Origin of the sequence: Thermococcus sp. MV11 (assembly GCF_012027285.1) — an archaeon.
GTDB classification, from domain to species: domain Archaea; phylum Methanobacteriota_B; class Thermococci; order Thermococcales; family Thermococcaceae; genus Thermococcus; species Thermococcus cleftensis.
Genome location: NZ_SNUD01000001.1, coordinates 537,360 through 553,566, shown reverse-complemented (window position 1 = coordinate 553,566; position 16,207 = coordinate 537,360). Strand labels below are relative to the sequence as shown.

The 16,207-nt window shown below is 55.9% G+C and carries 16 protein-coding genes; 8 read left to right on the top strand and 8 right to left on the bottom strand.

Annotated elements, in window-relative coordinates:
- Positions 1-88 precede the first annotated feature (88 nt).
- The 5 genes from E3E27_RS03020 (at position 89) to E3E27_RS03000 (ending at position 4,473) form a co-directional block, all read left to right on the top strand.
- The gene (locus E3E27_RS03020) at positions 89-1,057 is read left to right on the top strand and encodes a beta-ribofuranosylaminobenzene 5'-phosphate synthase family protein (RefSeq protein WP_167773729.1); all 969 of its coding nucleotides are present in this window, start codon (positions 89-91) and stop codon (positions 1,055-1,057) included.
- A 1-nt stretch (position 1,058) separates the two neighbouring features.
- Positions 1,059-1,850: an N-glycosylase/DNA lyase gene (locus E3E27_RS03015; RefSeq protein WP_167773728.1), complete on the top strand. Its 792-nt coding sequence runs from the start codon at positions 1,059-1,061 to the stop codon at positions 1,848-1,850.
- Between the two features lie 172 nt (positions 1,851-2,022).
- Positions 2,023-2,892, top strand: a complete 870-nt coding sequence (locus tag E3E27_RS03010; protein ID WP_014788185.1) for an ABC transporter permease subunit — start codon at positions 2,023-2,025, stop codon at positions 2,890-2,892.
- 5 nt (positions 2,893-2,897) lie between these two features.
- Complete coding sequence (locus E3E27_RS03005) at positions 2,898-3,815, top strand: ABC transporter ATP-binding protein (RefSeq protein WP_167773727.1); 918 nt, start codon at positions 2,898-2,900, stop codon at positions 3,813-3,815.
- 73 nt (positions 3,816-3,888) lie between these two features.
- Complete coding sequence (locus tag E3E27_RS03000) at positions 3,889-4,473, top strand: hypothetical protein (RefSeq protein ID WP_167773392.1); 585 nt, start codon at positions 3,889-3,891, stop codon at positions 4,471-4,473.
- On the opposite strand, the gene E3E27_RS02995 is transcribed toward E3E27_RS03000, so the two are convergent.
- Positions 4,463-5,728, bottom strand: coding sequence for a UbiD family decarboxylase (locus tag E3E27_RS02995; RefSeq protein WP_167773391.1), 1,266 nt, complete (start codon positions 5,726-5,728; stop codon positions 4,463-4,465). The genes E3E27_RS03000 and E3E27_RS02995 overlap by 11 nt on opposite strands.
- A gap of 73 nt (positions 5,729-5,801) precedes the next feature.
- On the opposite strand from E3E27_RS02995, the gene E3E27_RS02990 reads away from it, so the two are divergent.
- Positions 5,802-7,196 (top strand): DEAD/DEAH box helicase, encoded by a 1,395-nt coding sequence (locus E3E27_RS02990; protein WP_167773726.1) that lies wholly within the window; start codon positions 5,802-5,804, stop codon positions 7,194-7,196.
- On the opposite strand, the gene truA is transcribed toward E3E27_RS02990, so the two are convergent.
- From truA to tdh, 6 genes are all read right to left on the bottom strand, one after another.
- Entirely contained in the window at positions 7,143-7,946 is an 804-nt protein-coding gene (truA, locus tag E3E27_RS02985; protein WP_167773390.1) for a tRNA pseudouridine(38-40) synthase TruA, read from the bottom strand. The two genes, E3E27_RS02990 and truA, sit on opposite strands and share 54 nt — an antisense overlap.
- 240 nt (positions 7,947-8,186) lie before the next feature.
- Positions 8,187-9,893, bottom strand: a complete 1,707-nt coding sequence (gene pheT / locus E3E27_RS02980; protein ID WP_167773389.1) for a phenylalanine--tRNA ligase subunit beta — start codon at positions 9,891-9,893, stop codon at positions 8,187-8,189.
- A 4-nt stretch (positions 9,894-9,897) separates the two neighbouring features.
- Positions 9,898-10,341: a PIN domain-containing protein gene (locus E3E27_RS02975; protein WP_167773388.1), complete on the bottom strand. Its 444-nt coding sequence runs from the start codon at positions 10,339-10,341 to the stop codon at positions 9,898-9,900.
- Positions 10,305-10,517: a hypothetical protein gene (locus tag E3E27_RS02970; protein WP_014788193.1), complete on the bottom strand. Its 213-nt coding sequence runs from the start codon at positions 10,515-10,517 to the stop codon at positions 10,305-10,307. Before E3E27_RS02970 ends, E3E27_RS02975 begins: the two co-directional genes overlap by 37 nt.
- Before the next feature lie 6 nt (positions 10,518-10,523).
- On the bottom strand, positions 10,524-12,026 hold the full coding sequence (locus tag E3E27_RS02965) for a phenylalanine--tRNA ligase subunit alpha (RefSeq protein ID WP_167773387.1): 1,503 nt from the start codon (positions 12,024-12,026) through the stop codon (positions 10,524-10,526).
- A gap of 69 nt (positions 12,027-12,095) precedes the next feature.
- On the bottom strand, positions 12,096-13,148 hold the full coding sequence (gene tdh, locus E3E27_RS02960) for an L-threonine 3-dehydrogenase (protein ID WP_014788195.1): 1,053 nt from the start codon (positions 13,146-13,148) through the stop codon (positions 12,096-12,098).
- A gap of 141 nt (positions 13,149-13,289) precedes the next feature.
- Here tdh and E3E27_RS02955 point away from each other — a divergent pair, with 141 nt between their 5' ends.
- Both E3E27_RS02955 and hmgA read left to right on the top strand, forming a co-directional pair.
- Complete coding sequence (locus tag E3E27_RS02955; RefSeq protein WP_014788196.1) at positions 13,290-14,033, top strand: MinD/ParA family protein; 744 nt, start codon at positions 13,290-13,292, stop codon at positions 14,031-14,033.
- 16 nt (positions 14,034-14,049) lie between these two features.
- Positions 14,050-15,270 carry a hydroxymethylglutaryl-CoA reductase (NADPH) gene (gene hmgA / locus E3E27_RS02950; protein WP_167773386.1) on the top strand — a complete coding sequence of 407 codons (1,221 nt, stop codon included), beginning with the start codon at positions 14,050-14,052 and terminating at the stop codon, positions 15,268-15,270.
- Between the two features lie 457 nt (positions 15,271-15,727).
- Here hmgA and E3E27_RS02945 read toward each other — a convergent pair whose 3' ends face one another.
- Complete coding sequence (locus tag E3E27_RS02945) at positions 15,728-16,120, bottom strand: 30S ribosomal protein S8e (RefSeq protein ID WP_014788199.1); 393 nt, start codon at positions 16,118-16,120, stop codon at positions 15,728-15,730.
- Positions 16,121-16,207: the final 87 nt, after the last annotated feature.

Sequence of the window (16,207 nt, the reverse complement as noted above, 5' to 3'; positions counted from 1 at the left end):
GTGGTGTAATTCACTGAATCCTTAAAAGTTTTTGTAGGGCCATCAATGGTTAAAAAGAGGTCAAAGGAAACGTCTTCGGGTGGTGCTCGTGATAATCCGAACCCCGAGGAGGCTTCACCTCGGTCTCATAGACCCGGCCGCCACCTTCGGGCGGCGCTTTGGGAGCCTCGGCCTTGCGCTCGAGGGTGGCTACGAGGTCAAAATCATCGAGAGCGACTCCTTGGAGATAGTTGCGGAGGGAGAGGACAGGAAGACCATCGAGTTCGCGGTCAAGAGAATGAACTCCGCCTACGAGACCGGGGTCAATTACCTGGTTGAGGTCAGAAAAGCCATTCCTAGGCATGTTGGCCTCGGCTCCACGACCCAGCTCAGCCTGGCGGTCGGCACTGCCATAGCAAGACTTAACAACATTAACGTTCCAATCGAAGAGCTCGCCAAGGTTCTTGGAAGGGGGAGGAACGGCGGTGCTGGAATCTACTCCTTCACCTACGGCGGGTTTGTCATGGACGGGGGCGTCAGGGACGGCATTCCTCCCCTGATACTCCGCACGGACTTTCCAGAGGAGTGGGCCTTTCTGCTGATTATTCCGGAGCTCAAGCCGGGTCTCGACGAGGAGGAGGAAAAGCCCGTGATGGCGAGCGTTACCGGAAGGGCAGATGTGGCGATGGAGATAAGCCATAGGATCCTCCTTGGCCTCCTGCCCGCTTTGAAGGAGAGGGACGTAAAAACCTTCGGTGAACACCTCTCCGCGATACAGCGGCTCGTGGGAAAGCACTTCGAACCGTACCAGGGCGGGGAGTTCAGGGAGGACGTTAAACTGATGCTCGACTTTCTCGCCGAAAACACCTACGGCTACGGCCAGAGCTCCTGGGGGCCAACGGTTTACGGGCTGATCCTCCGGGGTGACTTCGAGAGGCTCAGCGCCGAGGCCCGAGACTACCTCAGGGAGCACGGGATAAAGGCGAAGGTCGAGCTCGGCCTTCCGAACAACGCCGGCGCGGAGATAATCGGGGAGAGCGCGTTCCTCGAAAGGTTGATAAGGTCCGTGGGTGGTTAACGTGACCCTCGACAGGTTCATCAGGGTGAGGTACCGGGCCGACGAGGAAAAGGTGAAGGCCCTCCGGGAGATTCTAAGCGAACTCGGCCTCGACTGCGCCAGAACCATCGAGGAGCGGGTTGACCTCCAGTTCGATGCGCTGAGAAACCTCCACGGGAACCTGAAAAACGATGAGCTCTTCATCAAGCTCGTCATTGCAAACTCCCTCGTGAGCTATCAGCTGACGGCGAAGGGCGAGATGTGGTGGTGGGAGTTCTCTAAGCACTTTTCGGAAAATCCGCCGGGAAAGGGCATATCGGAAGCATACTCTCGATTTCTGCCGAACTCCAGAACCAACCGGAGACTTGTTACGGGGAAGGTCAAAAGACTGAAGAGAATCGAGCCCTTCCTCGATTCCCTCTCCCTGGAAGACCTTGGAAACTACTACTTCAGTGGCATGGAACGCCTGCGCGACGAGCTCGCGAAAACGCTTGGCTCGAGGAAAAGTGCCAAGACTATCGTCTTCGCCGTCAAGATGTTCGGCTACGCCGGCAGGATAGCCTTTGGGAAATTCGTTCCCTACCCAATGGGCATCGAGATACCCGACGACGTGAGGATAAACGCCTACACGAAGCGCTTCACGAACGAGCCCCCTGTGAGCTTCTGGAGGGGAATCGCGGAGGAAACCGGTATTCCACCGCTGCACATCGATTCAATACTCTGGCCGGTTCTGGGGGGACATGATGAGGTCCTCACGCGACTGAAAAAGTACTGCACGAGGTGGGAGGACGTTTTGAGGCTGGCTTCCTTCTGATTATCCCCCCAAAGGGCTTAAATATTCCCCCGGCAGATCATACCTCGGAATTCGATGCATCGGGTGAATGGCAGGCTTTGTCCTCTCCCCCTTTGGGGGGAACTGTCAATTCAACCTCGAAAGCAAAACTTTTATACTCCTGTTGTTAGTCTAAACTTGGGGGGTATAAGCTATGCTCTGGGGATTTCAGCTTGAGTTTAAGCAGAGCCTTCGAACTAAGAAACTGTGGGTAATACTCGGTGTGATGATGCTCCTCTACATACCTGGGTTCTACCTTCAGAAGTCGAGTGGCAGGGAGATTGAAACTGTTCAACAGGCCGTCTCAGTCCTCATCAGCAACATCAACGGGCTCGGCGGATTTTTCATTGCAATCCTTGCCCTTCTGATGGGTGCCACGGCAATAAACAGCGAGATAGAGAAGGGAACGCTCCGCGTTGCCATGAGCAAGCCGATAACGAGGTTGAGCTATATCGGCGGCAAGTTCCTCGCTCACACGGTGGTCGTGTTAATGGCACTCCTCCTCACGACCCTGGTGGGAATAGCGGGACTTGTCTGGCTGGGCGCCCCCCTCGGCGGCCAGCTCGTCACTGACTCACTCCTGCTCAACGCCTTATTGCTCCTGGCAATGATGCAGTTAATAGCCCTCGGTTACATAATCTCCACCACCGTGAAGTCCTCCAGCACGGCCCTTGGCGTGGCCCTCGTGGTGATGTTCGTCTTCTTCATGATAATGCCGGCCATAGTCCAGTTCATGGCCGCCAAGGATACCATAATAAGCGACCACCCCGACTGGGACGCCTACCGGGAAAAGACCAAGGAGTACCAGACCAAGTATCTTTTCTACGTCCCGACCACTCAGATAGACGTCATCGTGAGCGACGCCACCAAGATTACTGGCAGCGTGGACAACCCACAGGTAGAGTACATCGGAATAGGCGGTGCCATACGGGAGAACCTCACAAACCTGGGGATACTGGTGAGCCTTACGCTCGTCTATCTCGCCCTCGCTTTCTACCGCTTCCTCCGCATGGATTTGAGGTGATGGTCATGCTTAGGGTTGAGAATCTCGTTAAGGTTTACAAGGACGTTAGGGCTTTGGACGGTCTTAACCTTGAAGTGAAGCCGGGTCAAGTTTACGGCTTCCTCGGCCCCAACGGTGCTGGCAAGAGCACGACAATCCTCAGCACCCTCGGTCTAATCTTTCCTCAGGACGGACGCATAGAACTTTTCGGCGAGGAAGTCTTCAGGGACGGCAAGTTTGACGAGGGCAGGCTCGTTGAGGCAAAGAAGAGAATAGGCTACATGCCGGAGCACGCCACGCTCTGGGATTTTCTGACTCCCGAGCAGACGCTGGACATCATCGCCGACGCTTTCAAAATACCAAAAACCGAGAAGGAGAAGCGCATCAATGAACTCCTCGAACTCGTTGGTTTGAAAGAAGCGAGAAACAGGAAGGTTGGGAAGTTTTCGAAGGGCATGCGGCAGAGACTCCTTTTGGCCCAGGCGCTCATCAACGATCCGGAGCTTTTGATTCTTGACGAGCCGATGACTGGGTTGGATCCGAGGGGTATTGCTGAGTTCAAGGAGATTATTAGAGAGCAGAGGAAGGCTGGAAAGACGGTGTTCTTCTCCAGTCATATTCTCGCGCACGTGGAGGAGGTTTGCGACACGGTTGGGGTAATAGTGAAGGGTAAGCTCCGCGTTGAGGACAGTCTGGAGAACATCAAGCGGGAGTTCCTGAGGAAGGCGGGGTACACTATCATCATTGAGACTAACAAGCCCGTGGACTGGAGTTCGGTGGAGTGGAATGTGAGTCCGCTCGGTGAGAATAAGTACCGCGTTGTTGCTTCGAGGGACGTTAGGGAGGAGCTTCACGACTTTGTGGCGAACCAGGGCGCGAAGATTCTAACAATGCAGGTCAAGGAGCCGAGTCTCGAAGAGATATTCCTCGAGATGGTGGGGTGAGTTCGACCTTTTGTTATTCATTTTTGTTCAGCAAACTTTTTATGTTCTCAATCCAAACATGTTTGGTGGTTAAATGCTACTGCCCATACACATCTTCGTAGCTTACATGGTGGGAGCATGGAGGGACTGGGACAGGAAGCTCCTCGGTCTCTTCGTGATTGCCAACTCCGCCCCGGACTACAGTTTCATACAGATGCTCCTCATGACGGGGGACTTCACGAGAACCTTCTTCAACCACGGGATGGTGTCCTTTCTCTACGTGCTCCCCTTTGGCCCCCTCGGCATCATCGGCAACGGGTTTCATCTCATAGCGGATTTCTTCACGGGCGGGATTCCATTTCTCCCCGATGGCGTCTGGTACGGACTTCCCAGAATGGGCTGGCACCTATGGGGCAAGTTCATACTTGTCCCGTGGGAGGTTCCGATAGCCGTTATCGGCCTGTATGCCGCATACAAGCTCGGAGTTGGGAGGGTCGCCCACTCACTCCTCGCCTTCCTGCTCGGCTACGCCGTCTTCGCGCTCCTCAGCCCGCTCTACATCGTCAACCCCTACCTCTCCACGGGGATGAGCTTTCTAGTGCTGTGGTACCTCTACGAGAAAGCTGAGGTTCTGGAGCGGCTGAGGGTTCTTGGAAAGGGAGAGAGGGTTAAAGCCTAGCCCTCTCGAACTCCTCCTTCCTGTCAAGTGGCTTGGTGGCATCGATGCCCCACTTCGCGGTGAGGCTCTTCTCCGCGGAGGGATCGAGGGAGCTTCCCCTCGCGTTTGGGACTATCACAAGGTCCCTGTCCGCCTGGAAGCGCGTCGCTACCGCCCACTCCACCTCCCTGTCGTCGTATATGTTAACGTCTTCATCGACAACTACCACGTGCTTCAGGCTCGGGTGGCCGGCGAAAGCCGCTAAAATCGCGTTCTTCCCGTCGCCGTCGTGCTGTTTGGTTATGCTGACAACGGCGTGAAGCCACATCGCTCCACCTTCCGTCAGCCTTACGCCGTGAACCTTGGGGACGACCCTCTTGACGCTGGCGTAAATCTGTGGCTCCTTCGGCAGGCCCATGAGCATGTAGTGCTCGTAGCCACCCGGGAGAAGGGCGTGGAAGACCGGCTCGTCCACATGGTACATCTTCTCGAAGACCACCAGCGGCTGCTTTCTGACGTAGTCGTATGTACCGGTTATGTCCACGAAGGGGCCTTCATCAACGAGCTCCGGCGTGATTCTGGCCTCAAACACGAACTCGCTCTCGACCGGAACTGGGATTCCACCGAGTTCGACGACATCGATGGGCCTTCCGAAGGCGAGCTCGCTCAGCTTTGACGCTATCTCAAGCTCGCTGACGCCGTAGGCTACGCTCGTGGCTCCGGCAAGGAGGAGGTGAACCGGGTTCCCGACGACTATCCTCACCTCAAGCTCCTCTCCGTGTTCCGCCTTGTCCCTCCACATCGCGTAGAGGTGCCTGGGAACGAGCCTGATTGCGACAGTCTTCTCGTCCCTGACCATCATCCTGTGGAAGGACATATTGGTGAAGCCGTTCTCGTCCTTCGCTATGACCATCGCCGAAGTGAAGTATGGCCCGCCGTCCTTCGGGTAGTACTTCGGAATCGGAAGCTCGAGGAGCGAGAAATCCTCCGTCGGGTTTTTCATGAAGGGGGCGTTTTCAACGGTCCTGTATGGTGAGGGATTTTCCATCGCCTCCGCAATCAGGTGAATGAGTTCCTCCCTGCTTGTGTTGAGGAAACCCGCTATCCTTTCCCGCGTGCTCCAGATGTTGCCCGCAACGGTCCAGCCGTTCACGTTCTCAAACAGGACGGGCCTGTTCCTGTGCTTCAGAAGGTAGCGCGTTATTTCAAGTTCCTTGGACACGGGTTCTTTGACAACAACGGTATCCTCAAATCTCCCCAGGATTTCCTTCAGCATTCCATCACCCTAGTTCCATGTTCCAAAAGGCCTATAAAGTCTTTTTCCAAACCTCGGACGATTGGTCATGTCCATGGTGGTCCTCCGCATTCCCGATGGCTCTGCACTGGTCAGAATCGAGAAGGCAGATCCCCAGGTGTACTTCAAGATATACGACCTTCTCACCTACAAGAGGGACTTCGGAAAGTGGGAGAAGCCAGAGAGCTTATACGACCCCTACGAGAAGACCTTTCCCGTTGGCCTTCTCCCGAGGGTGAAGAAGTTCCTCAACTGCAAGGGCTACAGGGTCAGAATCAAAGACGAACGCAGAGTTAGGGGAGTTAAGCTCAACTCGGTCTGGAACGAGGAGTATAAGCTGAGGAAGTATCAGGAACGGGCCGTTAGAAAGGCCCTCAGAGAGAAGATGGGGGTTCTGGCTCTTCCTGTTGGCAGCGGAAAGACCGTAGTGGGACTCAGGATAATTCACGAGCTTGACCTTTCCGCGCTGATAGTTGTCCACACAAAGGAGCTGCTGTATCAGTGGGCGGAGAAGGTGAGGGAGGTCCTCGGTGTAGAGCCAGGAATCGTCGGCGACAACAGATGGGAAGAGGGGAACGTTACGGTGGCGATGATACAGACGCTGCTCTCGAGGGGCGTTGAGAGGCTGGAGAACGACTATGCCATCGTCATGTTTGACGAGTGCCATCGAACCTCGGCCGCCGAAAAGTTCTACCAGCTTGGAATAAGCCTCCCTCAAGTTTATCGCTTCGGCCTTTCGGCAACTCCCTGGAGAAGGGTTAGGGGGGAGGAGATAAAGATCGAGGCCGTCGTCGGGCCGACGATATTCGAGGTCCGCGCCGAGGACCTGATAAGGGAGAAGTTCCTCGCAAGGCCGCGCTTCGAGATAATAACATACGAGTCAAGCATGCCCTCTTTCAGCGAGCGCTACAAGGAGCTCTACGAGGATATGATTATGAACAACGACGAGAGGAACAGGGTGGTTGTGGAGAAAGCCGTCGAGCTGGCCAGGAAGGGCCACCGCGTCCTGATAGACGTCAAGCGCATAGAGCACGGGAAGATACTGAAGAAGATGCTGGAAGAGAGGGGAATAAGGGCTGAGTTCCTCAGCTCAAAGAGTCAGAACCGCTGGGAAGTCCTGGAAGCCTTCAAGAACGGCGAAATCCCTGTCCTGATTTCGACGCTCCTCAAGGAAGGGGTGGACATACCTGAAATTTCGGCAATAATCCTCGCGGGCGGCGGAAAGAGTGACATAATGACGATTCAGACGATAGGCCGTGCTCTGAGGCCCAAGAGCGGAATGAAGGCAGTCATAGTCGATGTTCAGGACGACGATCCGCTGCTCTTCACCCACTTCATCGAGAGGCAGAAGGCGCTGAAGCAGTACTACGGCAGGTACTACGACAGGGAGATGGCCTCAAAGCTCGAGCAGAGCGTCGCCAAAAAGCGCCGCCCTCGTCAGAGCTCTTGAGTAGCGCTCGAAGAGATCCCTCCGCGCTTTTTTAATTCCCCTCCCATCTCCCGTGAACTCAATGCCAGGATAGTCTATATGCCACAGGACCAGACCTTCAGCCGGGGCGGGCGGGATTTTTTTCGTGTAGATTCCCTCCAGCATGCTCTTAACTTCTCCTACCTCAAGCAACCCCAAACCGCAGAAGCGGAGGGCGTTCACGATTCTACGCACCATCTCCCAGAGGAAGCTCTCGCCCGAGATTTCAACCACGTAATAACCCCCTCTCTGGGTCATGACGATTGAGCTTATCGTCCTTACAGGGTCCCTGCCGGGTTCGAGCTTCGCGAAGGCCGAGAAGTCGTGAGTCCCTTCGAACAGCTTGGCACACTCGAGCATCGTCTCCAGGTCAAAGCCCTCGTCCACCAGATAGTATCGGTACGTCTTTTCCTTCGCCCAGAAACGCGGGTGAAACTCATCTGGAACCTCCGCAACGCCGAGAACCCAGACGTCCCTCAAGTGGTGGTTGAGGATTTCAGGTCGGGCCAGGTCGCCCCGCTCACCGGGGACGAAAGAGATGACGTTGAAGAAGGCTGAGACACCCCTGTCCGTCCGCGAGGCACCCTTGAAGTCGTTCTCCTCGGGATTTTCAATTATCCGGAGCTTGGTCAAAGCCCTTATCAGCTCCCCCTCTACCGTTCTCACTCCCGGTTGCCTCTGAAAGCCGTAGAAAGCCGTCCCGTCGTAGGCTACCCTGAGGGCGAGCTTCATGGTTGCAATTTTGGCGGGGGGTATAAAAAGCCTTGCTCCTGAAAATCCTCCAATTTTCTTTACATTTGCAAGCCAAAAATTTGGAAGGAATACGAAAAAAAGTCCACAAGATTGATAAAGGGGCAAAGAGAACTGGAACCGAGGTGAGTATATGGAGAAAGTCTTTGACGTTGAGGTTATAATGAGTGTGATAAACTTCGAGCTGATGTTCATCGGGCTGGAGAAAAGGGCAAAAGAGGATTAAAGGTACGGCTCCGTGTAGAGGGGCCCCAGGAACAGCTCAAAGCCCGCCACCGGCATCTCGATTCCCCATTTTTCGAGGACCGCGGGGTGCACTTCGCCTATGACGCCGATGGTTTCTCCGTTGACGATTATCTTCCCGACCCTGCCAGGAATAAAGCTCGGGTGCTCGGCCTTTTCGAGCTCGTAGGCAAACCCAAGGTGGCGCATCACGCTGTCCAGGATCTCCTTCGCATCGGTGAAGGTCACCCTCGGCTGGGCCATAACAACGGCCAGCTTGCTCTCGCTGACGGTTTTGGTTTCTCTGCTCTCATCAATTAGCGTCGCCTTCCCGACCTCGAAGAGCCTCTGCGGGTACTCCTCGTGGGTGTTCTGGCTCAGGAAGTCGAGGAGGCTCGGCAGGAGCCAGTTCCTGAGGGCTGACCACTTGGGGCTTATCGGGTTCTCAATCTCCACAAGCTCCGCCGGCGGGTTGCTGAAGTAGTCCCTGCCGTATTCCAGGTTCATTTTGTCATACTGGGCCTCCCTGCTGGTCAGGTTGAAGGTCATGACCTCCTGCAGGCCGAAGCCGACCATCAGCTCCCTGACCGCGTCCTCGAACTCGACGAACTTGTCTCCCCTGCCCTGAACGGCCAGCTTTGGTTCCTCCGGCTCTATCTCGTTGTAGCCGTAGGCGATGAGGACATCTTCAAGAACGTCGCGAGCGTGCATTATGTCGTCGCGGAAGGCAGGATAGAGGAGCTTTGCCCTGCCGTCTTCAAGCTCCACCGAGTACATCATTCTCTCGAGGAGTTCCTTGATCTCCCCGTCGCTCAGCTCTATTCCGGTCAGCTTCCTTATGTAGTCCAGCTCGACCTCGAAAGGCTTGGGAGTCAAGTCAGGCGTCTCGATTTCAAAGTCCGGATAGACCACCTTCACGCTCTTTATCTTTCCTCCGCGCTCGGCCAAAGCTGTAACGACGACGTTGAGAGCCAGCATGACCTTGTTCAGGTTCCAGCCGGTAACGTCGACGAAGACGTTTCTGGTTTCGGTCGTCACCCTTCCGGTGGTTTCCGAGTTGATGATCGGCGGCATCGAGAGGACTTTTCCCTCGCTGTCCACGAGGAGCGGGTAGTAGGGCTTGTCCCTGATGAGGTGACCGTACTCTCTGCCTTTCTCGTGCTTTTCGAGGATTTCCTCAAGCGTAAGCTCTTCGTCGAAGCCAAGGGGGACGAACTTCTCTGTTCTCTCAGCGGCGCGGTAGTAGATAGGAGGTTTGACCTTGTCGAAGTCGAAGATGCCTATTGCCACTTCCCTCCTTCTCCTCCCGAAGGTGAGGGCGACCTTCTCTTGGAGGTTGATCATCTGCTTCAGCGCCTCCTCATCGAGGTGCAGGCCCTCAACTATTGCATAGACACCGTAGGGGCGGATATCCTTCAGTTTCTCGTCAACGTAAACGGTGACACCGCTTTTCCCGACTTCATATCTCGGCAGGCCTTTTTCAAGGCCGAGAGCCCAGCGTATCTGCCTCGCTATCCCCTCGGCGCTCCACAGGTCGGGCCTGTTGGTGTCCTTTGAGTCGGCCTTGAAGTAAACCTCACCGCCCTCCTCCCAGACGTCGTCCAGCTCGCATTTCGCGTAGAGGAATAGGTCCTCCCACTCCTCGACGGTGAAGCTCTTTCCGATGAGCCTCTCCAAATCCCGCTTTGACACGTCGAACTTCGGCATGCTATCACCTCAACAGGTCTTCAATTGGCAGGGCCTCGTATTGCCCCCTGTTATCGAGTATTCCACCATCGTTCGTCACAATTGGAAGTGACAGGGCCAGGGCGAGTGCAACGAACGGCGTGTCCTTTTCATCGAATCCTCTGCAGATCTCGTAGGCCCGTTTCAGGAAGGGTCGGTACTCGCTTAGGGGGTGAAAAATGATGCGTGATAGTATCTCCTCCCTGAAATGGGCCAGCTCGGCGCTGCTAACGCCCCTTTTCACGGCCTTCTTTTCGATTACCGGCCAGTACTTTTTAAGCTCCACTAGCAGGTAGTCGGGGGCATGGAGCGGAATCTCGGTCGTGAGCAGGAACTCCCTCAAACGGGAGCTCCTGGGTAGCAACGCCGATATGATCACGTTCGTATCAACGATTATCCCAGTCCCAGCTCTCTCTTGAATTCCCGCCATGCCTCTTCCCTCAGTGCCTCGATTTCCTCGAGGTCTTCCTCATCGAGGTTAAGCCTCTTTGCAACGTCTTCCACGAAGGCGAGCCTCGCAACCTCGGCCTCAATGGCCCTCCTAACCTGAAGCTCTATGAAGTCCCTCCTCACCCCAGGGGGGATTTCTATAACGACCTTTGGCATTTTGCATCACCACACCAGCTTAGCCTCCCTGAGCCACTTGAGGTCGTAGCTGAAGAGGTAGCGGATGTCGTCTATTCCGAGCTTGAACATCGCCAGCCTGTCTATTCCTATTCCCCACGCTATGACTGGAACGTCAACTCCTAGGGCCTTCGTCATCTCCTCGCGGAAGATTCCGGCGCCGCCAAACTCGACCCAGCCGAGCTGGGGGTGGTAGGCGCTCATCTGGACGCTCGGCTCGGTGAACGGATAGTAGTCGGGCAGGAACTTGACTTTTTTCGCTCCCGCTATCTCCACCGCAAAGCGCTTGAGGATCCCGAGAAGGTGCCTGAAGTTCAGCTCCTCGCCGACGACGAAGCCGTCTATCTGGTTGAACTCTATGAGGTGCGTCCTGTCGAGGACGTCCGGACGGAAAACGCGCTGGATCGTGAAGTACTTCCCGGGAATCTCGACGCCCTTTGCCAGCTGTCTCGCGTCCAGGGCAGTTCCATGAGCTCTCGGCATCAGGAGCATCGCCCTCTCTGGCGACCAGACGTAGCCCCAGCCACGCGAACCGGCCAAACCGCGCTCGTGGGCCGTCTTGACCATTTCGACGAGCTCTTTCTCAGGAAGGCTTCCGCTCTTCGGGTACCTTAGCTGGTAGGTGTCGGTCCACTCTCTAGCTGGGTGGTTCTGGGGCTGGAAAAGCGCATCGAAGTTCCAGAACTGGGTTTCTATGAGGCTCTCGACCGTCATCTCGATGAAGCCCATCTCGATGAGCCTTCTCCGGATCTTGTCGAGGAAGGCCCTGTAGGGCTGCTTCTTGCCGGGGTAGATCCTCCTGACAGGGGCCTTTATGTCGAACTTCCTGAACTCGACTTCCTTCCACTTGCCGGACTTGATGAGCTCGGGCGTTAGAACGGAAACTTCCCTCTTCAGCTCGATGCCCTTCTTCACGAGCTCCTCTCCAGCAGGAGTTATCTCGACTTCCCTCTCGGTAACCGTCTCCTCCTCGCCTATCTTCCGCCTCTTCAGCTCCTTAACCGAGACTAGCTTCTCAATCTCCTTAACTGGGAGGGCCTCTTTCTCAGCCAAGAGCTTCAATGCCCTGTCTATGGGCCTTTCCTCTGCATTAAGGCCTTTCTCCGTGATCTCGAGGACGAGCTTTCCGTCCTCTTTCCTAACGCTCGCCCAGCCCTCCTTCCTGAGGAGGCCGACTATAGGTTTGAGCTCGTCCTCGCTGAGGACTTCTTTAAGGTCGTCGAGCGTAACCTTTCCCCTCTCGCGGAGAATCCCCAACGCCCTCCACTCGGGAAGGCCTATCTTCCCGTATCTCCTTCCGGTCTCGGTAAGCCTAACGACCCTCTCGCTCCTCTCGTGGAGCTTTGCAAGGCCCTTCGCCTGCAGGCCGAGGACTGCCCTCATAACCGCTACCTGCTCGATGTTGGCTGCCTTGACGAGCTCCTCGAATCTGGTCTTTTTGAGTTCACCGAGCTTGATGAGCGTGAGCTTCTCCTGGTAGCTTAGCTCCATGGTGCCACCTCCCTGGTTGAGTCTGGGGCGAGTTACTTAAGAATTGCGGTGAAAATGGGAGAAGGGGAATCAGCCCTTGTGCGGGAAGAAGACGACCTTGCCGGTCTTTCCGGCACGCATCAGCTCGAAGGCTTCCTCGAACTTGTCGAAGCCCTTGTACTTGTGGGTGATTATCGGGTCGAGGTTGAGCTTTCCGCTCTGAATCAGGCTCGAAACGGTGTACCAGGTCTCCCAGAGGTGCCTTCCAGTTATGCCGTGTATTTCAAGGGCCTTGAAGATCATGAGGTTGTTGAAGTCGAGGGAGACGTCGCGCGGGAAGAGGCCGAGCAGTGAGACCCTTCCTCCGGGAGTTGTGGCTTTGAGGCCCTGCTCGAGGGCCTTCGGTGCCCCGCTGAACTCGAGGAAAACCTCAACACCGGCGCCGTCGGTTATGTCCATGACCGCCTTGACCGGGTCCTCCTCGAAGGGGTTGATGACGTAGTCCGCTCCAACCTTCTTCGCGAGCTTCCTCCTGAACTCGCTCGGCTCAGAGACTATGACCGGATAAGCGCCAGAGGCCTTGGCGACGGTGATTCCAAGGAGTCCGAGTGGGCCTGCACCGGTTATAAGCGTGCTCCTTCCGGCTATCGGGCCAGCTAAGACGGTATCGACTGCATTGCCGAGAGGCTCCTGGAGGGCCGCGTACTCCGGCGGCATGTCTTTCGGGTTCTTCCAGGCGTTCTGGGCAGGAACTATGGCGTACTCTGCGAAGACACCGTCCATGTCAACGCCGAAGATCTTGGTGTTCTGGCAGACGTGGTAGCGGTTGTGCTTGCAGGCGTAGCACTTGCCGCAGACGATGTGGGTCTCGACACTTATGTAGTCGCCCTCCTCCAGTGTATCGACGCCGGGGCCGACCTCGACCACCTCTCCCGCGACCTCGTGACCCATAATCTGGGGCGGCTTGATCCTGCTCTGCGCCCACTCGTTCCATTCGTAGATGTGCAAATCGGTTCCGCATATGCTCGTCGCGAGAACCTTGATGAGAACCTCGCCAGGACCGGGCTTGGGTACATCGACCTCAACGAGCTCGGCGCCGTAAGCGGGCTTGGTTTTCATGATGGCCGGCATCTTCTCGGTCATGGCAATCATCTCCTTAACTTTACAATGGATATCTGAACGGGGACGATATAAACCTTTTGCGGGGTTTCTGGGGTTTGGTTTTCCCCTTCACAATCGGAAACCTTATATCTTCCTTTGAGTATGTCTCTTGGGGGTCTGAAGATGGCGCTCGTGGTCGTAACGGGCAGGGGAGGCGCGGGGAAGACCACTACCACCGCGAACCTGAGCACCTTTCTTGCCATGCGGGAATACCGTGTTCTGGCCGTTGATGGTGATCTGTACCTCCCCAACCTCGGCTTTCACTTTGCCCTTGACACCGTCAAGTACACGCTTCACTCCCTCCTCAAAAACCCCGACCTGGACCCCGAGTGGGCGATTTACAGGCACCCGCAGACTGGCGTTCACGTGATGCCCGGGAGCACTCAGCTTCAGGACGTTCTTGGCATCTCCCCCCGAAAGCTCGTGGACATACTGGAGAGGGTTAAGTACAAGTTCGGGGTCGTTTTCGTGGATTCGCCCACGGGGATACCTTTTGACACCTTGCCGACGTTTGAAGTGGCGAACTATCAGATAATAGTCGTCGAGATTGAGCGCTCACCGATTTACTCCTTCGAGACTATGGTTAAGAACGAGATTGAAAAGCTTAAGGCACTGGGAGAGAGGTACAATCTCAACATCGGGGTTATTCTCAACAAGGTCCGCGAGTCCTCGGACGTGGTGGACAAAATCATCGAGGCTGTTGAGGAGGACCTTGATGTTCCCGTCCTTGGCTGGATCCCCTTCGACTACAACGTTCCCGAGTCCATCAACGTTGGAATTCCCGTCGTCAAGTACGCCCCCCGCAGCGATGCCGCCATAGCCTTTCAGGAGACGGGGGAGGTTATCGAGGAGTGGCTGTTCGGCTGATTTTGGAGGTGTTAAAATGGACGCGGAAAAGCTCGTTGAAAAAGTTGCAAGTGGGGAGATAAAGCTCCACCAGGTTGAGAAGTACACCGACAAGAGAACCGCAACGGAGGTAAGGAGGAAGGCCCTAGAGAAGAAGCTCGGCATTAAGCTGGAGCACATTGGACACTACAGCATAGACCCCGAGCAGGTTATAGGAAGGAACATCGAGAACATGATAGGCGTCGTCCAGATACCGATGGGGGTTGCCGGGCCGCTTAAAATCGACGGTGAGTACGCGAAGGGCGAGTTTTACATTCCCCTCGCCACCACCGAGGGGGCCCTCGTCGCGAGCGTGAACCGCGGCTGCTCCGCCTTGACAGAGGCGGGTGGGGTGAAGACAACCATAATCGACGACAAGATGACCCGTGCGCCGCTCCTCAAGTGCCCGGACGCGAGGAGGGCGAGGGAAGTTGCAGAGTGGGTTAAGTCCAACATCGACTACCTCCAGGAGAAGGCCGTCAGCAAGGTAACGAGGCACGGAAAGCTTAGGGACGTTAAACCCTTCATAGTCGGCAACAACCTCTACCTCCGCTTCGAGTTCGAGACCGGCGATGCGATGGGAATGAACATGGTGACCATCTCCAGCGAGGAGATAATGAAGGTTATCGAGGAGGAGTTCCCCGATGTTAAGTACCTCGCCCTCTCCGGAAACCTCTGCGTGGACAAGAAGCCCAACGCAATGAACTTCATCAACGGGCGCGGGAAGACGGTGATAGCCGAGGCGATAATCCCGCGCGAGATAGTCGAGAAGAAGCTGAAGACCACCCCGGAGCTCATTGCCGAGGTGAACTACCGCAAGAACCTCGTCGGCTCCGCCCAGGCAGGTTCCTACGGCTTCAACGCCCACTTCGCCAACATAGTCGGTGCCATCTTCCTCGCCACAGGTCAGGACGAGGCGCAGATTACAGAGGGCTCGCACGGCATAACCCTTGCTGAGGTGACTCCCGAGGGGAACCTTTACATAAGCATCACCATGCCGAGCCTTGAGATTGGAACGGTTGGCGGGGGAACGCGCGTCCCGACCCAGAGGGAGGCGCTAAGCATAATGGGCGTCGCCGGTGGTGGCGAACCGGCAGGAACGAACGCCAAAAAGTTCGCCGAGATCGTTGCGGGAGCCGTCCTGGCCGGGGAACTCTCGCTCCTTGCGGCTATAGCTGCCAAGCACCTCGCCAAGGCCCACAAGGAGCTGGGGCGCTAGAGGGAAGCCCTCCCCACGAACCCTTTCTTTTCCGATGCCCTTATCGTTTTCTCCACGAACTTTTCCTCGAGCTCCGCTATCGCCCCCTTCCCCGCTTTGGGCCGAGGAGGTACTCAACAGGTGCAAAGATCGCACCGAGGAGAAGGGACCCCAAAGGCCGAGATTGAAGTAGTCGCTTATTGAAACTACCGCAAAGGTGGCACCCCGCTGACCTCCTCCCCGCCGTGAGGGACGAGGATTCGACTTAACCCCTCGCTAAGGACGGGAAGGTTTGAGGGTTTCTCATCAGGATAACCCTTGAAACGGGTTCCTCGAACCCGCCCTTCATGGGGCTTCCGCAGACAGGCAAGTTTGAGACTTCAAAGTTCGTAAAGCTTCTCGACAGATCGGTATCTGCCCCCAAAGTCACCATTCAGAAAAGACGCCAGGAATCAAGTAAAGTTTAAGGGAAAAGAGTTCAGGCACTCTCCTCCTTGATAAGGACGGCGTTTACAACTCCGTCCTGGCCGGGCCTGCTGGTGACGATGGCCTTTCCTGCCTCGGTCTCGATGATGGCACCCTTGGTGATGATATTCCTCCTGACGTACTGCCTGTTGGCCGGGTTCTCGACGACGTTGAGTATCTTGACCTTCTTGCCCTTACCACCGTCGAAGACGTTGGCGTAGAGGGCCTCGATGAGGCGAACCTTCCTGTTTCCGCCGTAGGTCCTGATTATCTTCTTCTTTTCCCTGTCCTCGCCGACCTTGGTAAAGGCCGGCTCCCTTCCGAGCTCCCTCTTCCTCTTCTTCCTAGCGAGGATAATCCTTCCACCTGAAGGCTTCTTGAGTGACCTTCCCTGCCAGATAGCCATTCTTCTCACCTCATGAGATTGATATTCTCGTTTACAACCTATCGCCACTTTCGGAGGTTCGTTTATAAGCTTTTCTGGCTCGCGGGC